The sequence below is a fragment of the Gemmobacter caeruleus genome, from assembly GCF_008271655.1.
Classification (GTDB): domain Bacteria; phylum Pseudomonadota; class Alphaproteobacteria; order Rhodobacterales; family Rhodobacteraceae; genus Gemmobacter; species Gemmobacter caeruleus.
Window position 1 is genome coordinate 639567 of record NZ_VKKX01000011.1, and the last position, 20128, is coordinate 659694.

The window sequence follows — 20128 nt, forward strand, 5'->3', positions numbered from 1 at the left end:
AGCCCGTCCGGGGCGAAAGGGCCAGATGGTGATGCCGGGGCGGCGCATCTCTGTTAGGCTGGTCCGCATTGGCTGCCGGAGTGTCGGATGACTGCGGGTTTGCGTTATATTCTTGCCGCGCTTTGTCTCGGATGGTGCGCGCTCTGGGCGTCGGAGACCCTGTTCTGGAGCTTTCCGCGCGCCGACATGACCCTGCCGGTGCTGGTCTGGACCTGGCTGACCTATGCGCTGCTGGCGGCGGCGGCGCTGTCGGCGGTGATCTGGTCGGGGCTGGGGGGCTGGCGCGCGGCTTTTCTGGGCGGGGCCTTGCTGGGCTATGGCGGCGAGGGGGCGGTGGTCGGCACGATCTATGACGCGGTGCCGTTCCAGCTGGTCTGGACGCCGCTGGCCTGGCATGCGCTGATCAGCGGGCTGTGGGTTCTGGCGGTGGGGCTGCGCTTGCCGCGCGGGCCGGTCTGGCGGCAGGCGGCGGGGCTGGTTCTGCTGGGGCTTTTCGGCGCCGTCTGGGCACTGTTCTGGCCGGCGGAGCAGGAGGTGGCCGTGGGACTGCCAGCGATGCTGCTCTATCAGCCGCTGGCGGGGTTGGGCGTGGGCCTTGCCTTCTGGGGGCTGAGCCGGAGCGGCACTTGGCCGGAGCCGCGCTGGTGGATGGGGCTGGCGCCGCTGGGGGTATTTGCCTTTTGGGCGGCGCAGGTGGCGATGGGGCCCAGCCCGCTGCATCTGCTGGGGCTGGTGATGCCGGGGCTGACGCTCTGGGTCATGCGGCGGCTGGGGCGGCGCGGCGGCGCGGTGGCGCTGTTCGGGCCGCCGCTGCCGCTGATGCGGGCCTTGTCCTTTGCGCTGGCGCCGCTGATCGTGGCGCTGCTGGCGGTGCCCGGCTGGGCGGCCCTGGGTGGGTTGCCCACGAATATCGCCGTGGCGCTGGTCAGTTCGGCGCTTGGGCTCGGGCTGTGGCTCTGGCTTTTGTGGCGCGCGCTCTGGCGCCCCGCCTAGCCCTTGAGCGCCGTCAGCGCCGAGGCGAGGTCGATTGCGCCATCGTAAAGCGCGCGGCCCGAAATGGCGCCGGCGATGATGCCGGTGTCGCGCAGCGCGATCAGGTCTTCCATCCGGCTGACCCCGCCGCTGGCGATGACCGGGATCGACACCGCCCGGGCCAGCGCCTCGGTCGCTTCGATATTCGGGCCCTGCATGGCGCCGTCGCGGTCGATATCGGTATAGATGATCGCGGCCACCCCGGCATCTTCAAAGCTGCGCGCGAGGTCGGTCGCCTGCACCGTGGTTTCCTCGGCCCAGCCTTTGGTCGCGACAAAGCCCTTGCGGGCGTCGATGCCTACGGCGACCTTGCCGGGGAAGGCACGGGCGGCTTCGCGCACCAGCGCGGGGTTTTCCACCGCCACCGTGCCGAGGATCACGCGCGACAGCCCCTTTTCCAGCCACATGCCGATGGTCGCCATGTCGCGGATGCCGCCGCCCAGCTGGGCGGGCACCTTGACGCGGGCGAGGATCGCCTCCACCGCGGCGGCGTTCACCGGCTGGCCGGCAAAGGCGCCGTTCAGATCGACGAGATGCAGCCAGTCGCAGCCCGCGGCCTCGAATTTCGCGGCCTGTGCGGCGGGGTCGTCGCCGAAGACGGTCGCCGCCGACATCTCGCCACGCAAGAGCCGCACGCATTGGCCGTCTTTCAGGTCGATGGCGGGGTAAAGGATCATGATCGGGCTCCGTCGTCGCTGGCTGGCGGCGGTTTCGCATGCAGGCGACGTGACGGCAAGGGCGAAGCGCGGGCCGTAACGTCACGCTTGCGGGAATCCGGCAGCGGGCCGGATGATGGCCGGGCAAGCGGGGAGGAGGAAACCGATGCGGAAACTGGTGTTGGCGGTGATCGGGCTGGGGTTGATGGCGGGGGCGGCGCTGGCCGACCCGATCGAGGGGGTGTGGCAGACGCAAGAGGATGACGGCGCCTATGCCCATGTCACGATCAAGCCCTGCGGGGCCGCCTTTTGCGGCAACATCACGCAGACCTTCAAGAACGGCAAGGACTTCGCCTCGCCCAATATCGGCAAGCAGATCGTGATCGACATGGTTGCCGCCGGGGGTGGTGCCTATGAGGGCAAGGTCTGGCGCCCGTCCAACAACAAGATCTATGTCGGCAAGGCGCAGATCGCGGGAAGCGGGATGAAACTGTCGGGCTGTGTCGCCGGCGGTCTGATCTGCAAGGCGCAGAGCTGGAAGCGGGTGAAGTAAGCCGCGCCGGGCGGCCTTGTCGCCCGGATTATGCGCAGGCTTCGGGTCGCGCGGGGGCTTTGCGCCGTGCAAGGCTGGCCCGACCTGAAACGGAGCCTGCGTCATGTCCCTGTCCGACTGGGGCCGATTGATCCTGCTTTCCCTGCTCTGGGGCGGGTCGTTCTTCTTTGTCGAGGTGGCGCTGACCGGGCTGCCGCCGCTATCGGTGGTCTGGGGGCGGGTCACGCTGGGCGCGCTGGCCCTGGCGGTGATGCTGCGCGGGCATCTGCCGCGCGGCGCCGGTCTGTGGCGGGCGCTGGCGGTGATGGGTGTTCTGAACAACGTGATCCCGTTTTCGCTGTTCGCGCTGGCGCAGGGGCAGATCAGCGGCACGCTCGCCGCGATCCTGAATGCGACGACGCCGCTTTGGGGGGTGCTGGTCGCCCATCTGGCAGGGGCCGAAGCCGCGACGCCGAGGCGGGTGGCGGGCGTCGGGATCGGCTTTGCCGGGGTGGCGGCCATGCTGGGCGGCGGGGCCGGGGCGCCGCTGGCGATGCTGGCCTGCCTCGCGGCGGCGCTGAGCTATGCGCTGGCCGGGCTGTGGGGGCGGCGGTTCCGCGCCCTGGGCGTGGCGCCACTGCAAGCCGCCTTCGGGCAGGTCATGGCGGCGAGCCTGATCCTGACGCCGGTCTGGCTGCTGCATGACCAGCCCTGGGCGCTGCCCCTGCCGGCGGCGCCGGTCTGGGGCGCGGTCGCGGGCATCGCGCTGCTGTCCACCGCGCTGGCCTATGCGCTCTATTTCCGGCTGCTGGCCTCGGCCGGGGCGGTGAACCTGTTGCTGGTGACCTTTCTGATCCCGGTTTCGGCCGCGGCCCTGGGCGCGCTGTTCCTGGGGGAAAGCGTAGGTTGGCGCGAGGCGGCGGGGTTCGGCCTGATCGTCGCCGGGCTTTGGGCGGTGGCGGGGCGGCGGCGCGCCTAGCCAAAGACCGACCAGCCGGTCGCCCGTGCCAGCCGCTCCACCGCCAGAGTGCCCAGTTGCGAATTGCCCTGCGCGTTCAGCCCCGGCGACCAGACCGCGATCGAGGCGCGGCCCGGCGCGATCACCAGAATGCCGCCCCCCACGCCGGATTTGCCGGGCAGCCCCACGCGATAGGCGAATTCGCCCGATCCGTCATAATGGCCGCAGGTCATCATCAGCGCATTGATCCGCCGCGTGCGTGCCGGCGACAACAGACGCGGCATGCCCGGCGCCGCCATCAGGAACCGCCCGGCCAGTGCCAGTTGCCGCGCGCTCATCTCGATGGCGCATTGGTGGAAATAGGTACCGCAGGTCAGATCGGGCGCATGCAGCAGGTTGCCATGCGCCGCCATGAAATGCGCCAGCGCCAGATTGCGGTGCCCCGTCGCCTGTTCCGAGGCGGCAACGGCGCGGTTGATGTGGATCGCGTCTTCCCCCGCCGCCTCGCGCAGAAAGCGCAGGATCTCGCCCAGCAATTCGCGCGGCTGGTGGCCGGCCAGAATCGCATCGGTCACGACGATGGCACCGGCATTGATGAAGGGATTGCGCGGGATGCCGCGCTCATGCTCCAGCTGGATCATCGAATTGAAGGCCAGGCCCGACGGCTCGCGCCCGACCCGGTACCAGAGCTGGTCGCCCAGCCGGCCAAGCGCGATGGCAAGGGTGAAGACCTTGCTCACCGACTGGATCGAAAAGGGCGTCTCGGCATCGCCGGTGGTGAAGGTCTGCCCGTCGGCGGTGCAGACGGCCATCGCGAAATGATCTGTCGAGACATCGGCCAGTTCGGGGATGTAATCGGCCACGCGGCCACGATCGGGCGCCTCGGCCATTTCGGCCCCGATCCGGTCCAGAATGGCCTGAAGATCCATCAGGGCGCCCAGGTGAGGAAGTTGGCGATGATGCGCAGCCCGGTCGCCTGCGATTTCTCAGGGTGGAACTGGGTGCCGATCATGGTGCCCGCGCCGATGATCGCGGTGATGTCGCCCGCGTAATCGACATGGGCCAGACGCTCGGCCGGGTTGGTCACGCGAAAGGCGTAGGAATGCACGAAATAGGCGTGATCGCCAGTCTTGACCCCCGCCAGCACCGGGTGCGGATGGTCGATCACCAGATCGTTCCAGCCCATATGCGGCACCTTGAGATGCGGATCGCTCGGGGCGATGCGCGTGACCTCGCCGGCGATCCAGTCAAAACCGGGCGTGTCGGTATATTCGCGGCCCCAGCTGGCCATCATCTGCATGCCGACGCAGATGCCCATGAAGGGCCGGCCACGGTCGCGCACCGCCTCCGAGATCGCCTCGAACAGCCCGCCATGGGCGCCAAGCGCCTGACGGCAGGCCGGAAAGGCGCCGTCGCCGGGCAGGACGATCCGGTCGGCGCGGGCGACATCCTCGGGGCGGGAGGAGACGACAATCTCGCCGCCGCCGGTCTCGGCCGCCATGCGCTGAAACGCCTTTTCGGCCGAATGCAGGTTGCCGCTGTCGTAATCGACCAGCACTGTCAGGGCCATGTTCCATCCTTTCCGGCGACGGATTTTCGACGAAAATCCGCAAGGGCAAGTCTTCGTCGAAGACTTGCGGTCAGAGCGCGCCCTTGGTCGAGGGGATCTCGTCGGCCTTGCGCGGGTCGGTTTCAACCGCCATGCGCAGCGCGCGCGCCACCGCCTTGAAGGCGGCTTCGGCGATGTGGTGGCTGTTCACCCCGTGGCGCATGTCGATATGTAGCGTGATGCCGCCATGGGTCGCCAGGGCCTGAAAGAATTCGCGCACCAGTTCGGTGTCGAAGCTGCCGATCTTCTGGCTCGGAAAGGGGACGTTCCACACCAGGAACGGCCGCCCCGACAGGTCGAGCGCGCAATGCACCTGTGCATCATCCATCGGCAGGCTGCATTCGCCATAGCGGCGGATGCCCTTCTTGTCGCCAAGCGCCTGCACCAGTGCCTGACCAAGCGCGATGCCGGTATCCTCGACCGTGTGGTGGTCGTCGATATGCAGGTCGCCCTTGGCGCGCAGGGTCATGTCGACCAGCGAATGGCGCGACAGCTGATCCATCATGTGATCGAAGAAACCCACGCCCGACTGCATGTCGTAACGCCCGGTGCCATCCAGGTCGATGGCGATGGAAATCTCGGTTTCCGAGGTGCGGCGGGTGATCTCGGCCTTGCGCATGGGGCTCTCCGCTGGGGACATGCGCGCCTTATAGGGCGGCCCGCCGGGCGAGGGAAGCCTGTGCGCAACGAAAAAGGCCGCCCGAAGGCGGCCTCTTTTCGATTGGAGCGGGCGATGAGATTCGAACTCACGACCCTAACCTTGGCAAGGTTATGCTCTACCCCTGAGCTACGCCCGCGCTACAATCGGTCCGAACTGGAGCGGGCGATGAGATTCGAACTCACGACCCTAACCTTGGCAAGGTTATGCTCTACCCCTGAGCTACGCCCGCGCTGCCGGTTCGGTGGAGCGGGATTTAGTCCGGGTGCGCGGTGGCCGCAAGGGGGAAAACGCATTGCCCGGCGAAAAATCTTTGCGGCGGCGAAAAGCCCTGCTGCGCTAAGCCACTGTTAAGACATGGGGTGCAGCATAGGGGGCAGAGACGGTTGCGAAAGGCCCTGCGATGTTGCCCTGTCTGACCCTGATCCGCCTGCTGATCGCCATCGCGCGGGCGCCGGCGTTTGGGGTGCGGCGTCGGGTGCTGGCCGTGGCTGATATGCTCGCCTTGCGGCGCCGGCTGGCGCGGCGCGGGGCGCAGTTCGGTGCCGCGCCGCTGGCCCGGGCCGGCGTGACCTCGCCCCGTCTCTGTCATGTGCCGCCCTGAGGGGCGGAAGCCGGGGCCGCGCAGACAGGATCGCGATGCGGAACGCCGCCCCGGTGGGGCGGTGTGGCAAGGCGATTGGCGGTGGCTCACGCATGACGCGGGCCGCAGCCCGGTGGCGTGCTGCCGCCCCGGCAGACCGGGGCAGGGGGGTCACTCCAGCTCGATCAGCAGATCCTTGGCGTCGATCTGGCTGCCGGCCGCAACATGCACTGCCTTGATTGTCGCTTCGCGATCGGCATGCAGGCCGGTTTCCATCTTCATCGCCTCGATGGTCAGCAGCAGGTCGCCCGCCCGCACCTTCTGCCCCGGCGTGACCGAGACCGAGGCGATGGAGCCCGGCATCGGAGCGCCGATATGGTTGGCGTTGGCGGTATCGGCCTTGGGCCGGGCGGCGGTCTTGGCCTTGACCGCGCGGTTGGGCACGCGGATCACGCGCGGCTGGCCGTTCAGTTCGAAGAACACCTTGCAATCGCCGTCATCGCCGGTCTCGCCCACGGCTTGCAGGCGGATCTCCAGCGTCTTGCCGGGGTCGATCTCGCAGCTGATCTCGTCGCCCGGTTCCATGCCGTAAAAGAAGGTCCGAGTCGGCAGGGTGCGCACCGGGCCGTATTGCCGGTGACGGCCCATATAGTCGAGGAAGACCTTGGGATACATCAGATACCCGTTCAGATCCTCGTCATCGACCTTGAAGCCGTTGAGATCGGCCGAAAGTTTGGCCCGGGTCGCCTCCAGATCGACGGGGGCCATGCCCAGGCCGGGGCGTGCGGTCAACGGGGCCTCGCCCTTCAGCACCTTTTTCTGGATGCCTTCGGGCCAGCCGCCCTGGGGCTGCCCCAGATTGCCCTTCATCATGTCCACGACCGAATCGGGGAAGGCCACATCGACCGCCGGATCCTCGACCTGTGCCCGCGACAGACCCTGCGCCACCATCATCAGCGCCATGTCGCCCACCACCTTGGACGAGGGCGTGACCTTCACAATATCGCCGAACATCCGGTTGGCATCGGCATAGGCCTGCGCCACCTCGGGCCAGCGTTCCTCCAGCCCCAGCGACCGGGCCTGGGCCTTGAGGTTGGTGAACTGGCCTCCGGGCATTTCGTGCAGATATACCTCCGAAGCCGGGGCGGCGAGGCCGCTTTCAAAGGCGGCATATTGCGCGCGCACATGTTCCCAATAGTTGGAAATCTCGCGGATCGCGCCGATATCGAGGCCGGTATCGCGGTCGGTATGACGCAGCGCCTCGACGATCGAGCCAAGGCAGGGCTGCGAGGTGCCGCCTGAAAACGCATCCATCGCCGCATCCACCGCATCCACCCCGGCATCGCAGGCGGCGAGGATCGTCGCCGCCGCCGCGCCGCTGGTATCATGGGTGTGGAAGTGGATCGGCAGGCCGACCTCCTGCTTCAGCGTCTTGACCAGCACGCGGGCAGCGGCGGGTTTCAACAGGCCCGCCATATCCTTCAGGCCCAGCACATGCGCGCCGGCGGCCTTCAGATCCTTCGCCATGGCGACGTAATATTTCAGGTCATATTTGGCGCGGGCCGGGTCGAGCAGATCGCCGGTATAGCAGATCGTACCCTCGCAGACCTTGTTCGCCTCGATCACCGCATCCATGGCGACGCGCATGTTCTCGACCCAGTTCAGGCTGTCGAAGACGCGGAACACATCGACCCCGGTCTCGGCCGCCTGTTTGACGAAGGCCTGAACCACATTGTCGGGATAGTTGGTGTAGCCCACGCCGTTGGAGGCGCGCAGCAGCATCTGCGTCATCAGGTTGGGCATCGCCGCCCGCAGGTCGCGCAGGCGCTGCCAGGGGCATTCCTGCAAGAAGCGATAGGCGACATCGAAGGTCGCGCCGCCCCAGCATTCGACGCTGAACAGCTGCGGCAGGTTCGCGGCATAGGCCGGCGCCACGCGGATCATGTCGATGGAGCGCATGCGCGTGGCCAAGAGCGACTGGTGGCCGTCGCGCATGGTGGTGTCGGTCAGCAGCACCTTGGTCTGCGCCTTCATCCAGTCGGCCACCGCCTGCGGGCCCTTCTGTTCCAGCAGGTTGCGCGTGCCCATGGCGGGCTCGGCGCGCGGGACGGGGGGCTTGGGCGCCTTGACCTCGGCCGCGGGTTTCGGGCGGCCCGCCGTCTCGGGGTGCCCGTTCACCGTGATATCGGCGATATAGGTCAGGATCTTGGTTGCCCGGTCGCGCCGCTTGTTGAACTGGAACAGCGCGGGCGTCGTGTCGATGAACTTGGTCGTATAGGTGTCGTCCAGGAAGGTCGGGTGCTTCAGCAGGTTCTCGACAAAGGCGATGTTGGTGGAAACCCCGCGGATGCGGAATTCCGACAGGGCGCGGTGCATCCGGCTGATCGCCAGTTGCGGGGTTTGCGCCCAGGCCGTGACCTTGACCAGCAGCGAATCGTAATAGCGGGTGATCACCGCGCCGGAATAGGCGGTGCCGCCATCCAGCCGGATGCCGTTGCCGGTGGCGCTGCGATAGGCGGTGATGCGGCCGTAATCGGGGATGAAGTTGTTTTGCGGGTCTTCGGTCGTCACGCGGCATTGCAGCGCGTGGCCCATCAGGCGCACATCCTCTTGCCGGGCGACGCCGGTCGCCACTGCCAGCGGCTTGCCCTCGGCGATCAGGATCTGGGCCTGCACGATGTCGATGCCGGTCACCTGTTCGGTGACGGTATGTTCCACCTGCACGCGGGGGTTCACCTCGATGAAGTAGAACTTGCCGCTGTCCATATCCATCAGGAATTCGACGGTGCCGGCGCATTCGTAATTCACATGCTGGCAGATGCGCTTGCCCAGTTCGCAGATCTCGGTCCGCTGCGCGTCGGTCAGATAGGGGGCGGGGGCGCGTTCGACGACCTTCTGGTTGCGGCGCTGCACGGTGCAGTCGCGTTCATAGAGGTGATAGATCGCGCCCTGCTTGTCGCCGAGGATCTGGACCTCCACATGGCGGGCGCGCAGGATCATCTTTTCCAGATAGCCCTCGCCATTGCCGAAGGCGGCCTCGGCCTCGCGCCGGCCTTCCAGCACCTTTGCCTCCAGCTCCTCCGGGGTGTTGATCGGGCGCATGCCGCGCCCGCCGCCGCCCCAGGACGCCTTGAGCATCAGCGGATAGCCGATCTCGGCCGCCTCCTTGCGGATCGCGTCAAAGTCATTGCCCAGCACCTCGGTCGCGGGGATGACCGGCACGCCGGCCGCGACGGCCACGCGCCGGGCGCTGGCCTTGTCGCCCAGGGCGCGCATGGTTTCGGCGCGCGGGCCGATGAAGGTGATGCCCGCCTGTTCGCAGGCCTCGACGAAATCGGGGTTTTCCGACAGCAGGCCATAGCCCGGGTGGATCGCGTCGGCGCCCGACAGTTTCGCGACGCGGATGATTTCCGGGATCGACAGATAGGCGCCCACCGGCGACAGGCCCTGGCCGATCAGATAGGCCTCGTCCGCCTTGAAGCGGTGGAGCGAGAGCTTGTCCTCCTCGGCATAGACCGCGACGGTCTTCTTGCCCATCTCATTGGCGGCCCGCATCACGCGGATAGCGATCTCGCCGCGATTGGCGATCAGGATCTTGCGGAACTCGGGCATGGCTTTCCCCTCGGCCGTGGCTGAAATTTCGCGCCACTTTAGGCGTGCTGCACTGCGGCGCAAGGTCACGCAGCGGCATTTTGCGAAGTTTTGCGAAATATGCAGCGGAACTTTGCAGTTGCAAACAGTCTCCGGGCATTTTGTGAAGTTAGCGCTAACATCGGGCGGCCAGCCAGAAGGGAACATTCGCGGAACGCGATCTTCCCAAGGCTGTCGGGCGCGGTTACAGTGGCGCCATGACCGGATATGACGACTCGCAGCATGATGAGGGCGCCTTTGCGGCGGCCGTGCCCCTGTCGCAACGCGCCATGGCGGCGCGCCCTGCGCCCTATCTCGATGACCTGAACCCGGCGCAGCGCGCCGCGGTGCTGGCGCTGGACGGGCCGGTGCTGATGCTGGCAGGGGCGGGCACCGGCAAGACCAAGGCGCTGACCAGCCGCATCGCGCATCTGCTGTTCACCGGCAAGGCCCGCCCGAACGAGATCCTGGCCGTGACCTTTACCAACAAGGCCGCGCGCGAGATGAAGGACCGCGTGGCGCGCATGCTGGGCCAGGTGGAGGGGATGCCCTGGATGGGCACCTTCCATTCCATCAGTGTCAAGATCCTGCGCCGCCATGCCGAACTGGTCGGGCTGAAGTCGAACTTCACCATTCTGGATACCGACGACCAGATCCGGTTGATGAAACAGCTGATCGTCGCGGCCAACATGGATGAAAAGCGGTGGCCGGCGCGGCAGCTGGCCGGGCTGATCGACCATTGGAAGAACCGCGCCTGGACCCCGGCCAAGGTGCCCGCGTCCGAGGCGGCGGGTTTCAACAACCGCGGGACGGAACTGTATGAACAATATCAGGACCGCCTGCGCAGCCTGAATGCCTGCGATTTCGGTGACCTGCTGATGCATTGCGTCACCATCTTTCAGGCCCATCCCGATGTCTTGCAGCAATATCAGCGCTGGCTGCGCTATATTCTGGTGGACGAATATCAGGATACCAATGTCGCGCAATATCTGTGGCTCCGGCTGCTGGCGCAGGGTCATCGCAACATCTGTTGCGTGGGTGATGACGACCAGTCGATCTATGGCTGGCGCGGTGCCGAAGTGGGCAATATCCTGCGGTTCGAAAAGGATTTTCCAGGCGCGCAGGTGGTGCGGCTGGAACAGAATTACCGCTCGACCGAACATATCCTTGCTGCCGCCTCGGGCATCATCGCGGGCAACGCCGAACGGCTGGGCAAGACCCTCTGGACCGAGGCCGAGGGCGGCGAGAAGCTGCGCCTGATCGGCCATTGGGACGGCGAGGAGGAGGCGCGCTGGATCGGCGACGAGATCGAGGCGCTGCAACGCGGGTCGGGGCGCCGCGATCCGGTCGGGCTGGACGATCAGGCGATCCTGGTGCGCGCCAGCCACCAGATGCGCGCCTTCGAGGACCGTTTCCTGACCATCGGCCTGCCTTATCGCGTCATCGGCGGCCCGCGTTTCTATGAACGGCTCGAGATCCGCGATGCCATGGCCTATTTCCGCCTCGCCGTCAGCCCCGAGGACGATCTGGCCTTTGAACGGGTGGTCAACACGCCCAAGCGCGGCCTGGGCGACAAGGCGCAGCAGGAAATCCAGCGCGCGGCACGGGCCAGCGGCGTCAGCCTGCTGGAAGGCGCGCGCGAGGTGCTGGCGCGCGGCATCATCGGCGGCAAGGGCGCGGGCCAGCTGCGCGCCTTTGTCGAAGGCGTCGATCGCTGGCACGCGGCGATCCTGAACGCCCGCCCGCAACTGGCCGATGCGGTGATCGAACCACTCCTGCCCGATACGGCCCCCCATGCCGATCTGGGCCATGTCCGCCTGGCCGAGGTCATTCTCGAGGAATCGGGCTATGTCTCGATGTGGCAGAACGACAAGACGCCCGAGGCGCCGGGCCGGCTGGAAAACCTCAAGGAACTGGTCAAGGCGCTGGAACAGTTCGACAGCCTGCAAGGCTTTCTCGAACATGTCGCGCTGATCATGGACAATGAAACCGAGGATGCGGCGGAAAAGGTCACGATCATGACCCTGCACGCGGCCAAGGGGCTGGAATTTCCGGTCGTCTTCCTGCCGGGATGGGAGGATGGCCTGTTCCCCAGCCAGCGCAGCATGGATGAAAGCGGCCGCAAGGGGCTGGAGGAGGAACGCCGCCTCGCCTATGTCGGCATCACCCGGGCCGAGCGGCTCTGCACCATCAGCTTTGCTGCCAATCGCCGGGTCTATGGCCAATGGCAAAGCCAGCTTCCGTCGCGCTTCATCGACGAATTGCCCGCCGATCATGTCGATGTGCTGACGCCGCCGGGGCTGCATGGTGGCGGCTATGGCGCGGCATCCGGCTTCAGCCGGGTCGAGGAACGCGCGACCAAGGCCGATGTCTACAATTCGCCCGGCTGGAAACGGATGCAGGACCGCGCGACCGCCCGCCCCATTGCCCAGCCCCGCGAAAGCCGCGCGCCGGTGATCGACCTTCAGGCCGTGTCGCGCCACACACCGGGCGACCGGGTGTTCCACCAGAAATTCGGCTATGGCCGGATCGTGTCGATCGAGGGCGACAAGCTCGAAGTGGCCTTTGACAAGGCCGGGGTCAAGCATGTGGTGGCCAGCTACGTCACCCCCGCGCATGAGGCCGACGACCTGCCGTTCTGACCCTTTTCATCTGTTCAAAAATATCCTGCGGGGAGGTCCGGAGCGGTGCAAAACCCCTCCGGCGCCTGCCATCAGCGCCCCGTCGGGGTCACAGCCGCGCGGCCTGGTAAAGCGGCGCGAGGCTGCCTTTCCACGGGCCTTGCCAGGCCGCCAGATAGCGGTCGGCCTGCGTCTGCCCGGTCTCCAGGCTTTCCATCAGCGGTGCCAGATGCACCTCCTCGCCCAGACCGCGCGCGACCAGCCCGGCCTGTGACAGCGCCACCGCCGCCCGCGCCAGATCCATCAGCTTCACGCCGCCCGCCTCGCCCTGCAATCCCTTGACCGAGGCGGCAACGCGCAAGCCTTCGCGGGTGGCGGCATCGAACCCCTTGACCAGATCCCAGGCTGCATCCAGTGCGGTCTGGTCATAGGTCAGCCCGACCCAGAAGGCCGGCAGCGCCACGATATGCGCCGCATCGCCCACATCGGCGCCGCGCATCTCGATATATTTCTTCACCCGCGCCTCGGGGAAAACCGTCGTCATATGGTCGGCCCAGTCGCTGAGCGTCGGCTTTTCGCCGGGCAGGGCGGGCAATTCGCCGCGCAGGAAGGCGCGGAAGCTCTGGCCCAGGGCATTGATGTAATGGCCGTCGCGATAGACGAAATACATCGGCACATCCAGCACCCAGTCCACATAGCGCTGAAAGCCCATGCCGGGTTCAAAGGCAAAAGGCAGCATGCCGGTGCGGCTGGCATCCAGATCGCGCCAGATGCGCGAACGCCAGGATTTGTGCCCGTTGGGCTTGCCCTCGAAGAACGGGCTGGAGGCGAACAGCGCCGTCGCCACCGGCTGCAAGGCCAGCGCCACGCGCAGTTTCTGCACCATGTCGGCCTCGGAGGCATAGTCGAGATTCACCTGCACGGTCGAGGTGCGATACATCATCTGCGTGCCATGGGTGCCGACGCGGCCCATGTAATCGGTCATCAGCCGGTAACGGCCCTTGGGCATGACCGGCATTTCGTCATGATGCCATTCCGGCGCGGCGCCCAGGCCCAGAAAGCCCACGCCCCAGCCCTCGGTCACGGCGCGCACCTCGGCCAGGTGGTTTTCCAGTTCGGCCTTCACGGCATGTGTATCGACCAGTGGCGCGCCCGACAGTTCGAACTGGCCCCCGGGTTCCAGGCTGACGCTGGCGCCGTTGCGCGACAGGCCGATGATCTTGCCCTGTTCCAGCACCTCGGCCCAGCCGAAGCGGTCGCGCAGCCCTTCCAGCAGCGCCTTGATCGAGCGCGGGCCGTCATAGGGCAGGGGGGCGCGGCTGCCCTCCAGAAAGCCGAACTTTTCGTGTTCGGTGCCGATGCGCCAGTCGGCGCGCGGCTTGCAGCCGGATTCCATCATCCCGGCCAGCTGGTCGAAGCTTTCGATCGGGCCGCCGCCGTTTTGGGGGATGGACATGAGGCTCTCCGTTCTGGCCGGTTCCGGGCGCTAACAGGTGGCGCGGCGCGCGGCGCAAGTCAAGCCGGCCCGAGACGCGTTGCCGCCCGTTCGCGACGCCAGACCACCGGGCCCAGCGTATCTTCGGCGCCGCCGGGCGCGTCGAGCGCGGCGACAAGCGCCTGGCTGTTCATGCCGGGCAGCGTGGCAAAGGCGTCGAACAGCCGGTCCGCCCCGGCGGCATCGACCGGGATCAGCAGCGCCTGGCCGTCGGTCTGCTTGACGCGCCAGAACCGGCGCTGGCCGCGCGACAACAGGCGCAATTCGGTCATTTCGCGCAACGAGACAAAGCCGCCGCCCTCGGGGCCGAAGACGCCGATCTGCGCCTCGTCCACCTCGATCAGCCCGGCGCTGGCGGTCGGGCGGGCAAAGCGCAGCCGCCGCAGCGCGATCACCCCGAGCGCCGCGCCAAGTGCCAGCAGCGCCGCCCCCAGCGGCAGGAACAGCCAGCCCCCCAGCCGCAAGAGCCAGAGCCCCGCCGCGCAGACGGTCGCCGCCAGCGCGAGGTCACGATAGCGTGACAGCGTGACCAATGCCTCTGGGCGGATCATGCCCAATCCCCCAGGGCGGCCTGCCACAGCGTCAGCGCGGCGACGGCGGCGGTTTCGGCGCGCAGGATGCGCGGGCCGAGGCTCGCCTGCACCACCGCCGGATGGGCGGCAAGGCGGGCCTTTTCGCGGTCGGAAAACCCGCCTTCGGGGCCGATAAGGATAGCCCAGGGGCCAGGCTCCGCCCCGGCCAGCCGCGTGGCCAGCCCCGCCTTCGCCTCATTGCACCACAAGAGGCGTCGCCTCTCGGGCCAGCCCGCCAGCAGTTTGTCGAGCGGTTGCAGCGCCTCGACCGGCGGGACAGCGGTCGCGCCGCATTGTTCGGCGGCCTCGCGGGCATTGGCCTGCATCCGGTCGCGGTTCAGCCGGTCGGAATTGGTGAAATCGGTCTGCACCGGGCACAGCCGCGCCACGCCCAGTTCCACCGCCTTTTCCACGATATAGACGGTTTCGGCCTTCTTGACCGGGGCAAAGCACAGCCAGATGTCGGGCGGCGGCTGCAAGGGCCGGGTCTGCCGGTCGCAGACCAGGATGCCGCGCCGCTTCCCCGCCTGGGCCACGGTCGCGCGCCATTCGCCGTCTTGCCCGTTGAACAGCAGGATCGCCTCGCCCACGCTCTTGCGCATCACCGAAAACAGGTAAAGCGCCTGATCCTCGGTCAAAGGCACCGATTGCCCCGGGCCAAGCGGGTGGTCTACAGAGAGGCGGATCTTTGCATCTGTCATGATGGGATGAACCTATGTCCGACCGCGCCGAATTGCCAGAGGGTCAGGTGGCCGACGCCCCGGCGGGTAACTGGGTGGACCGCTTCGCCCCTGCGCCCTTGCGCCCCTATCTGCGGCTGAGCCGGGCCGATCGGCCGATCGGCACCTGGCTGTTGCTGATCCCGTGCTGGTGGGGGCTGGCGCTGGCGATTGCCGCCGATCCGGCGGGGCCGGGGCTGTTCGATCTGTGGATCGCGGCCGGTTGCGGGCTGGGCGCCTTTGTCATGCGCGGCGCGGGCTGCACCTGGAACGATTATACCGACCGCGATTTTGACGCGCAGGTGGCGCGCACCCGGTCGCGGCCGCTGCCTTCGGGGCAGGTCACGCCGCGGCAGGCGCTGGTCTGGATGGCCGTGCAGGCGCTGATCGGGGGGGCGGTGCTGATCACCTTTCCGCCCGCGGCGATCGGGCTGGGGATCGTGGCGCTGCTGCCGGTGCTGGTCTATCCCTTTGCCAAGCGCTTTACCTGGTGGCCGCAGGCCTTTCTGGGCATCGCCTTCAACTGGGGCGCGCTGGTGGGCTGGGCCGCCCATACCGGCAGTCTGGGCTGGCCGGCGGTGCTGCTCTGGCTGGCGGGCATCGCCTGGACGCTGTTCTATGACACGATCTATGCCCATCAGGACAAGGAGGATGACGCGCTGATCGGCGTCAAATCCACCGCCCGCCTGTTCGGCGATGCCGAGACACCGGGCTGGCTGCGCCGGTTTCTGGTGGCGGCACTGCTGCTGGCCGGGCTTGCCGTGGCCAAGGCGCTGATCGAGGGGCCGGCGCTGCCGCTGGTGCTGGGCCTTGCGGGGGTCTGGGTCTTTGGCTGGCACCTGCGCTGGCAACTGGCGCGGCTCGACACGACCGACACCGAAATCTGCCTGCGGCTGTTTCGGTCGAATCGCGATGCGGGGCTGCTGCTTGCGCTGTTTCTTGCCGGTGCCGCAATGGTTTGATTGATCCGCCGCGCCCGGGGCCGTAAGGAAACCCTGACGTTCCGGTTCCAAAGGCCCCTTGCGATGCGAATCCCGCCCTCACTGCTTCAGACCACGATGTTCGTCGGGGCGGGGCTGGTGGCCATCGTCACCGCCTGGTCCGGGGCCGCGCTGATCGAGGGGCGCTCGGTCGCGCAGGTGCGCTCGCGTCTGCTGACCGAAGGCATGACCTGGGTCGAGGTCAAGGCCTCGGGGCTTCAGGTCCGGCTTCTGGGCACCGCCCCGAATGAGGCCGCGCGCTTTCGCGCCGTGAATGTCGCGGGCGAGGTGGTCGATAGCGCACGCCTGCGCGACCGGCTGGACGTGACGCCGGTGCGCGCGATCGAGGCGCCGCGCTTTTCGGTCGAGATGCTGCGCAACAGTGACGGGTTTTCGATCATCGGCCTGTTGCCGGCGGCCCGCGTCACCGACCCCGCCGCCCCGCCGCCCGAAGGGCCGGACCAGGTGCTGATGACCGAGGTCGCCGCGATGGCCGGCATCCTGCCGGTGTCGGACATGCTGGAAACCGCGGCCTTTCCCGCGCCCGAGGGTTGGGACGCCGCGCTCGCGTTCGGCACCGAGGCGCTGAAGCTGTTGCCGCGTTCCAAGATCTCGGTCGCGGCGGACAAGGTGGCGATCACCGCGATTTCCGACAGTGACGCGCAGAAGCGCCGCTTTGAAACCGAACTGGCCAAGCTCAAGCCCGCCGGGCTGGATGTGGCAATCGAGATCTCGGCGCCGCGCCCGGTGCTGACGCCCTTTACGCTGCGCTTTCTCAAGGATGGCGAGGGGGTGCGCTTTGACGCCTGTTCCGCCGACACCGATGCCGCGCGCGACCGTATTCTGGCGGCGGCCAAGGTCGCGGGGCTGGAGGGGACGACGATCTGCACCATCGGCCTTGGCGTGCCCAGCCCAAGTTGGGCGCAGGCGGCCGAGGCCGGGATCAAGGCCGTGGCCGATCTGGGCGGCGGCTCCGTCACCTTTTCCGATGCGGATGTGACGCTGCTGGCCGATCCCGGCACCGCGCAGGCGACCTTTGACCGGGTGGTGGGGGAATTGCAGGCCGCGCTGCCGCCGGTCTTTTCGCTGAAATCCACCCTGCCGCCCCGCACCGATGGCGCGCTGGCCGGCCCGGCGGAGTTCACCGCCAGCCTCTCGGACCAGGGTCAGGTGCAGTTGCGCGGCCGGCTGACCGACGATCTGCTGAAATCGGCGGTCGATGCCTTTGCCCGCGCGCGTTTCGGCGCCGACAAGGTCTATACCGCCACCCGCTTTGACGAGGCCCTGCCCGATGGCTGGCCCGTGCGGGTGCTGGCCGGACTGGAGGCGCTGTCGATCCTGCATCACGGCAACCTGACCGTGCGCGCCGATACGGTGGAGGTCAGCGGTGTCAGCGGCCGTCAGGACGGGCGGGCGCGGGTGTCGCAGATCCTGTCCGACAAGCTGGGGCAGGGCATGCCCTTCAAGGTGTCGGTGCAATATGACGAGGCGTTCGATCCTTTCGCCGCCCTGCCCAGTCCGCAGGAATGCGCGGCCAAACTGAATGCGGCGGTCGCGGCACACAAGATCACCTTCGCCCCGGGGTCGGCCGAGATCGCCTCGGATACCAATGCCACGATGGATGAGCTGGCCAAGATCCTGCTCGGCTGCCCCGCGCTGAAGCTTGAGGTGGCGGGCCATACCGATGCGCAGGGCTCTACCGAAGGGAACCTGACGCTCAGCCAGGCGCGGGCCGAGGCGGTGGTGCTGGCGCTGCAAGGCCGGCGGGTCGATGTCTCGGGCCTGGTCGCGCGCGGCTATGGCGAGGGCGTGCCCGTCGCCGATAACGGCAGCGAAGAGGGGCGCGAGGCCAATCGTCGGATCGAATTCACCCTGCTTTCCGCGCCGGAGGCCCCGGCGGCAGCCACGCCCGAAACCCCGGCTGATGGTGAGGCGCCCCAAGCCCCGCTGGTGACGCGCGGCCCGACGACCCATGCCCCCGATTTCTCGGACGATACCAGCCCCTCGGTCGCCCCGAAAGAAATCACCACCCGCCCGAAACCCCGCCCGGAACGGCCCTGATCCGCCCTTTCCGCCGATGCCCGCCCCTGCGAAGGACCGCCCATGAACCGCAACGAATTTGTCATTGCCACGGCCATCGTGCTGATGCTGGCCTTCACGCTGGGCTGGTTCGCGCATCTGGTGATCCAGCGACTGCGCCGCGTCTCTGCCGCCGATATGGGCGAGCTGGAGCGTCTGGCCCAGGCCCTGCACGAGGCCGAGGAAACCCGCGATCAGGCGCTGGTCTATCTCGAAAGCCGCGAATCGGAACTGTCGAACCAGATCGCGCAGACCGAGGCCGAATTGCGCGCCGCGATGGAAGGGCTGCGCGATGCCCGGCAAGAGGCCGAGGAGATGCGCGCCTATATCGAGCGGATGCATTCCAACGCCTGATCCGGCCCGACATTCGGCGATTTGATCAAAATCCCGACCAATTCGCGCCGCCGAACTGGACAGCGGCGGGGCCGCGTGCTTTGTCTCTGCCAACCCGATGCAGGAGGCCCCCATGCTTGATTCCGTCACCGATCTGCGCTCGTTGCTGAAAGACCCGTCGCTGCTGGCCGAAAAGGCCTATGTCGCCGGTGAATGGATCGCGGCCGACGACGGCACGTCCTTTGCCGTCACCAACCCGGCCCGGGGCGATGTCATCGCCCGCGTCCCCAATCTGGGCCGCGCCGAGACCGCCCGCGCCATTGCCGCCGCCGTCGTCGCGCAAAAGGAATGGGCCGCCCGCACCGGCAAGGAACGCGCCGCCATCCTGCGCAAGTGGTTCGAGCTGATGATGGCCAACCAGGACGACCTGGGCACCATCCTCTGTGCCGAAATGGGCAAACCCCTGGCCGAGGCCAAGGGCGAGATCGCCTATGGCGCCAGCTTCATCGAATGGTTCGGCGAAGAGGCCAAGCGCGTCTATGGCGAAACCATCCCCGGCCATCAGCGCGACAAGCGCATCACGGTGATCAAACAGCCGATCGGCGTCGTCGCCTCGATCACGCCCTGGAACTTTCCCAATGCGATGATCACCCGCAAATGCGGCCCGGCATTGGCCGTCGGCTGCGCTTTTGTCGCGCGCCCGGCCTCTGAAACCCCGCTTTCGGCGCTGGCGCTGGCGGTGCTGGCCGAACGCGCCGGCCTGCCGGGCGGGCTGCTGGCGGTCATCACCTCGGAACGCGCCTCGGATATCGGCAAGGAATTCTGCGAAAACCCCGCCGTGCGCAAACTGACCTTCACCGGCTCGACCGAGGTTGGCCGCATCCTGCTGCGTCAGGCCGCGGATCAGGTGATGAAATGCTCCATGGAACTGGGCGGCAACGCGCCCTTCATCGTGTTCGACGATGCCGATCTCGACAAGGCGGTCGAAGGGGCGATGATTTCCAAGTTCCGCAATAACGGCCAGACCTGCGTCTGCGCCAACCGCATCTATGTGCAGGCAGGGGTCTATGACGAATTCGCCGCCCGGCTGAAGGCCGCCGTGGCCAAGGCCGCCGTGGGCGACGGGCTGAAGGATGCGGTGCAGTTCGGCCCGCTGATCAACATGGACGCGGTCGAAAAGGTTGAGGAACATATCGCCGATGCCCGCGCCAAGGGGGCCGAGGTGCTGCTGGGCGGCGCGCGGCACGAACTGGGAGGCAGCTTCTTCCAGCCCACCGTGCTGACCGGCGTCACCGATGCGATGGCCGTGACGAACGAGGAAACCTTCGGCCCCGTCGCGCCGCTCTTCCGCTTCGAGACCGAAGAAGAGGTGATCGAAAAGGCCAATGCCACCATCTTCGGCCTTGCCTCCTATTTCTTCGCCCGCGACATCGGCCGCATCACCCGCGTCCAGGAGGCGCTGGAATATGGCATGGTCGGCGTCAATACCGGCCTGATCTCGACCGAGGTCGCGCCCTTTGGCGGGGTCAAGCAATCCGGCCTCGGCCGCGAGGGCAGCCATCATGGCATGGAAGATTACCTCGAGATGAAATATATCTGCCTGAGCATCTGAACCGCCGCAGGGGGCGCTCGCGCCCCCTCTTTGCTGCGCAAATTCACCCCCTGAGGATA

At 67.4% G+C, this 20128-nt stretch carries 17 protein-coding genes and 2 tRNA genes; 9 read left to right on the top strand and 10 right to left on the bottom strand.

From position 1 onward, the window contains the following. Positions 1 to 87 precede the first annotated feature (87 nt). Positions 88 to 993, top strand: coding sequence for a hypothetical protein (locus FOA17_RS05775; RefSeq protein WP_149140502.1), 906 nt, complete (start codon positions 88 to 90; stop codon positions 991 to 993). Here FOA17_RS05775 and hisA read toward each other — a convergent pair. Beyond that, entirely contained in the window at positions 990 to 1709 is a 720-nt protein-coding gene (hisA, locus tag FOA17_RS05780) for a 1-(5-phosphoribosyl)-5-[(5-phosphoribosylamino)methylideneamino]imidazole-4-carboxamide isomerase (RefSeq protein WP_149140503.1), read from the bottom strand. The genes FOA17_RS05775 and hisA overlap by 4 nt on opposite strands. 145 nt (positions 1710 to 1854) lie before the next feature. Here hisA and FOA17_RS05785 point away from each other — a divergent pair, with 145 nt between their 5' ends. After that, on the top strand, positions 1855 to 2241 hold the full coding sequence (locus FOA17_RS05785) for a DUF2147 domain-containing protein (protein ID WP_149140504.1): 387 nt from the start codon (positions 1855 to 1857) through the stop codon (positions 2239 to 2241). Between the two features lie 103 nt (positions 2242 to 2344). Further along, positions 2345 to 3199, top strand: a complete 855-nt coding sequence (locus FOA17_RS05790) for a DMT family transporter (protein ID WP_149140505.1) — start codon at positions 2345 to 2347, stop codon at positions 3197 to 3199. Here the strand turns inward: FOA17_RS05790 and FOA17_RS05795 are convergent. The 5 genes from FOA17_RS05795 to FOA17_RS05815 form a co-directional block, all read right to left on the bottom strand. Then, a complete protein-coding gene (locus FOA17_RS05795) occupies positions 3196 to 4107 on the bottom strand; it encodes a glutaminase (protein ID WP_149140506.1) in 912 nt (303 codons plus the stop codon). The genes FOA17_RS05790 and FOA17_RS05795 overlap by 4 nt on opposite strands. Next, positions 4107 to 4748, bottom strand: coding sequence for an imidazole glycerol phosphate synthase subunit HisH (gene hisH / locus FOA17_RS05800; protein ID WP_149140507.1), 642 nt, complete (start codon positions 4746 to 4748; stop codon positions 4107 to 4109). Before hisH ends, FOA17_RS05795 begins: the two co-directional genes overlap by 1 nt. Positions 4749 to 4818: 70 nt before the next feature. Continuing rightward, on the bottom strand, positions 4819 to 5406 hold the full coding sequence (gene hisB, locus FOA17_RS05805) for an imidazoleglycerol-phosphate dehydratase HisB (protein WP_149140508.1): 588 nt from the start codon (positions 5404 to 5406) through the stop codon (positions 4819 to 4821). A 103-nt stretch (positions 5407 to 5509) separates the two neighbouring features. Then, a tRNA-Gly gene (locus FOA17_RS05810) sits at positions 5510 to 5584 on the bottom strand. Positions 5585 to 5602: 18 nt separating this feature from the next. Then, a tRNA-Gly gene (locus FOA17_RS05815) sits at positions 5603 to 5677 on the bottom strand. A gap of 171 nt (positions 5678 to 5848) precedes the next feature. Here FOA17_RS05815 and FOA17_RS05820 point away from each other — a divergent pair. Continuing rightward, on the top strand, positions 5849 to 6049 hold the full coding sequence (locus tag FOA17_RS05820) for a hypothetical protein (protein ID WP_149140509.1): 201 nt from the start codon (positions 5849 to 5851) through the stop codon (positions 6047 to 6049). A 150-nt stretch (positions 6050 to 6199) separates the two neighbouring features. On the opposite strand, the gene FOA17_RS05825 is transcribed toward FOA17_RS05820, so the two are convergent. Beyond that, entirely contained in the window at positions 6200 to 9640 is a 3441-nt protein-coding gene (locus FOA17_RS05825; protein WP_149140510.1) for a pyruvate carboxylase, read from the bottom strand. A 236-nt stretch (positions 9641 to 9876) separates the two neighbouring features. Between FOA17_RS05825 and FOA17_RS05830 the strand changes: the two genes are divergently transcribed. Beyond that, a complete protein-coding gene (locus FOA17_RS05830) occupies positions 9877 to 12300 on the top strand; it encodes an ATP-dependent helicase (RefSeq protein ID WP_149140511.1) in 2424 nt (807 codons plus the stop codon). A gap of 88 nt (positions 12301 to 12388) precedes the next feature. Here FOA17_RS05830 and FOA17_RS05835 read toward each other — a convergent pair whose 3' ends face one another. The 3 genes from FOA17_RS05835 to FOA17_RS05845 are packed head-to-tail and all read right to left on the bottom strand — an operon-like array spanning position 12389 to position 15047. After that, complete coding sequence (locus FOA17_RS05835) at positions 12389 to 13735, bottom strand: glutamate--cysteine ligase (protein ID WP_149140512.1); 1347 nt, start codon at positions 13733 to 13735, stop codon at positions 12389 to 12391. A 59-nt stretch (positions 13736 to 13794) separates the two neighbouring features. After that, positions 13795 to 14325, bottom strand: coding sequence for a hypothetical protein (locus FOA17_RS05840; protein ID WP_149140513.1), 531 nt, complete (start codon positions 14323 to 14325; stop codon positions 13795 to 13797). Then, the gene (locus FOA17_RS05845; protein WP_149140514.1) at positions 14322 to 15047 is read right to left on the bottom strand and encodes a 16S rRNA (uracil(1498)-N(3))-methyltransferase; all 726 of its coding nucleotides are present in this window, start codon (positions 15045 to 15047) and stop codon (positions 14322 to 14324) included. The genes FOA17_RS05840 and FOA17_RS05845 overlap by 4 nt, the downstream gene beginning before the upstream one ends. A gap of 14 nt (positions 15048 to 15061) precedes the next feature. Between FOA17_RS05845 and ubiA the strand changes: the two genes are divergently transcribed. The 4 genes from ubiA to FOA17_RS05865 all read left to right on the top strand — a co-directional run bounded on the left by ubiA (position 15062) and on the right by FOA17_RS05865 (position 20069). Next, positions 15062 to 16027, top strand: a complete 966-nt coding sequence (gene ubiA, locus FOA17_RS05850; RefSeq protein WP_149140515.1) for a 4-hydroxybenzoate octaprenyltransferase — start codon at positions 15062 to 15064, stop codon at positions 16025 to 16027. A gap of 63 nt (positions 16028 to 16090) precedes the next feature. Further along, complete coding sequence (locus tag FOA17_RS05855) at positions 16091 to 18106, top strand: OmpA family protein (protein ID WP_149140516.1); 2016 nt, start codon at positions 16091 to 16093, stop codon at positions 18104 to 18106. 42 nt (positions 18107 to 18148) lie between these two features. Then, on the top strand, positions 18149 to 18478 hold the full coding sequence (locus tag FOA17_RS05860; protein ID WP_149140517.1) for a hypothetical protein: 330 nt from the start codon (positions 18149 to 18151) through the stop codon (positions 18476 to 18478). Between the two features lie 112 nt (positions 18479 to 18590). Beyond that, the gene (locus FOA17_RS05865; RefSeq protein ID WP_149140518.1) at positions 18591 to 20069 is read left to right on the top strand and encodes an NAD-dependent succinate-semialdehyde dehydrogenase; all 1479 of its coding nucleotides are present in this window, start codon (positions 18591 to 18593) and stop codon (positions 20067 to 20069) included. The last annotated feature ends 59 nt before the right edge of the window (positions 20070 to 20128 follow it).

Bases quoted from the DNA above. Each gene is read 5' to 3' on its own strand.
- FOA17_RS05775 (WP_149140502.1), top strand. From the start codon at position 88: ATGACTGCGGGTTTGCGTTATATTCTTGCCGCGCTTTGTCTCGGATGG.
- hisA (WP_149140503.1), bottom strand. From the start codon at position 1,709: ATGATCCTTTACCCCGCCATCGACCTGAAAGACGGCCAATGCGTGCGG.
- FOA17_RS05785 (WP_149140504.1), top strand. From the start codon at position 1,855: ATGCGGAAACTGGTGTTGGCGGTGATCGGGCTGGGGTTGATGGCGGGG.
- FOA17_RS05790 (WP_149140505.1), top strand. From the start codon at position 2,345: ATGTCCCTGTCCGACTGGGGCCGATTGATCCTGCTTTCCCTGCTCTGG.
- FOA17_RS05795 (WP_149140506.1), bottom strand. From the start codon at position 4,107: ATGGATCTTCAGGCCATTCTGGACCGGATCGGGGCCGAAATGGCCGAG.
- hisH (WP_149140507.1), bottom strand. From the start codon at position 4,748: ATGGCCCTGACAGTGCTGGTCGATTACGACAGCGGCAACCTGCATTCG.
- hisB (WP_149140508.1), bottom strand. From the start codon at position 5,406: ATGCGCAAGGCCGAGATCACCCGCCGCACCTCGGAAACCGAGATTTCC.
- FOA17_RS05820 (WP_149140509.1), top strand. From the start codon at position 5,849: ATGTTGCCCTGTCTGACCCTGATCCGCCTGCTGATCGCCATCGCGCGG.
- FOA17_RS05825 (WP_149140510.1), bottom strand. From the start codon at position 9,640: ATGCCCGAGTTCCGCAAGATCCTGATCGCCAATCGCGGCGAGATCGCT.
- FOA17_RS05830 (WP_149140511.1), top strand. From the start codon at position 9,877: ATGACCGGATATGACGACTCGCAGCATGATGAGGGCGCCTTTGCGGCG.
- FOA17_RS05835 (WP_149140512.1), bottom strand. From the start codon at position 13,735: ATGTCCATCCCCCAAAACGGCGGCGGCCCGATCGAAAGCTTCGACCAG.
- FOA17_RS05840 (WP_149140513.1), bottom strand. From the start codon at position 14,325: ATGATCCGCCCAGAGGCATTGGTCACGCTGTCACGCTATCGTGACCTC.
- FOA17_RS05845 (WP_149140514.1), bottom strand. From the start codon at position 15,047: ATGACAGATGCAAAGATCCGCCTCTCTGTAGACCACCCGCTTGGCCCG.
- ubiA (WP_149140515.1), top strand. From the start codon at position 15,062: ATGTCCGACCGCGCCGAATTGCCAGAGGGTCAGGTGGCCGACGCCCCG.
- FOA17_RS05855 (WP_149140516.1), top strand. From the start codon at position 16,091: ATGCGAATCCCGCCCTCACTGCTTCAGACCACGATGTTCGTCGGGGCG.
- FOA17_RS05860 (WP_149140517.1), top strand. From the start codon at position 18,149: ATGAACCGCAACGAATTTGTCATTGCCACGGCCATCGTGCTGATGCTG.
- FOA17_RS05865 (WP_149140518.1), top strand. From the start codon at position 18,591: ATGCTTGATTCCGTCACCGATCTGCGCTCGTTGCTGAAAGACCCGTCG.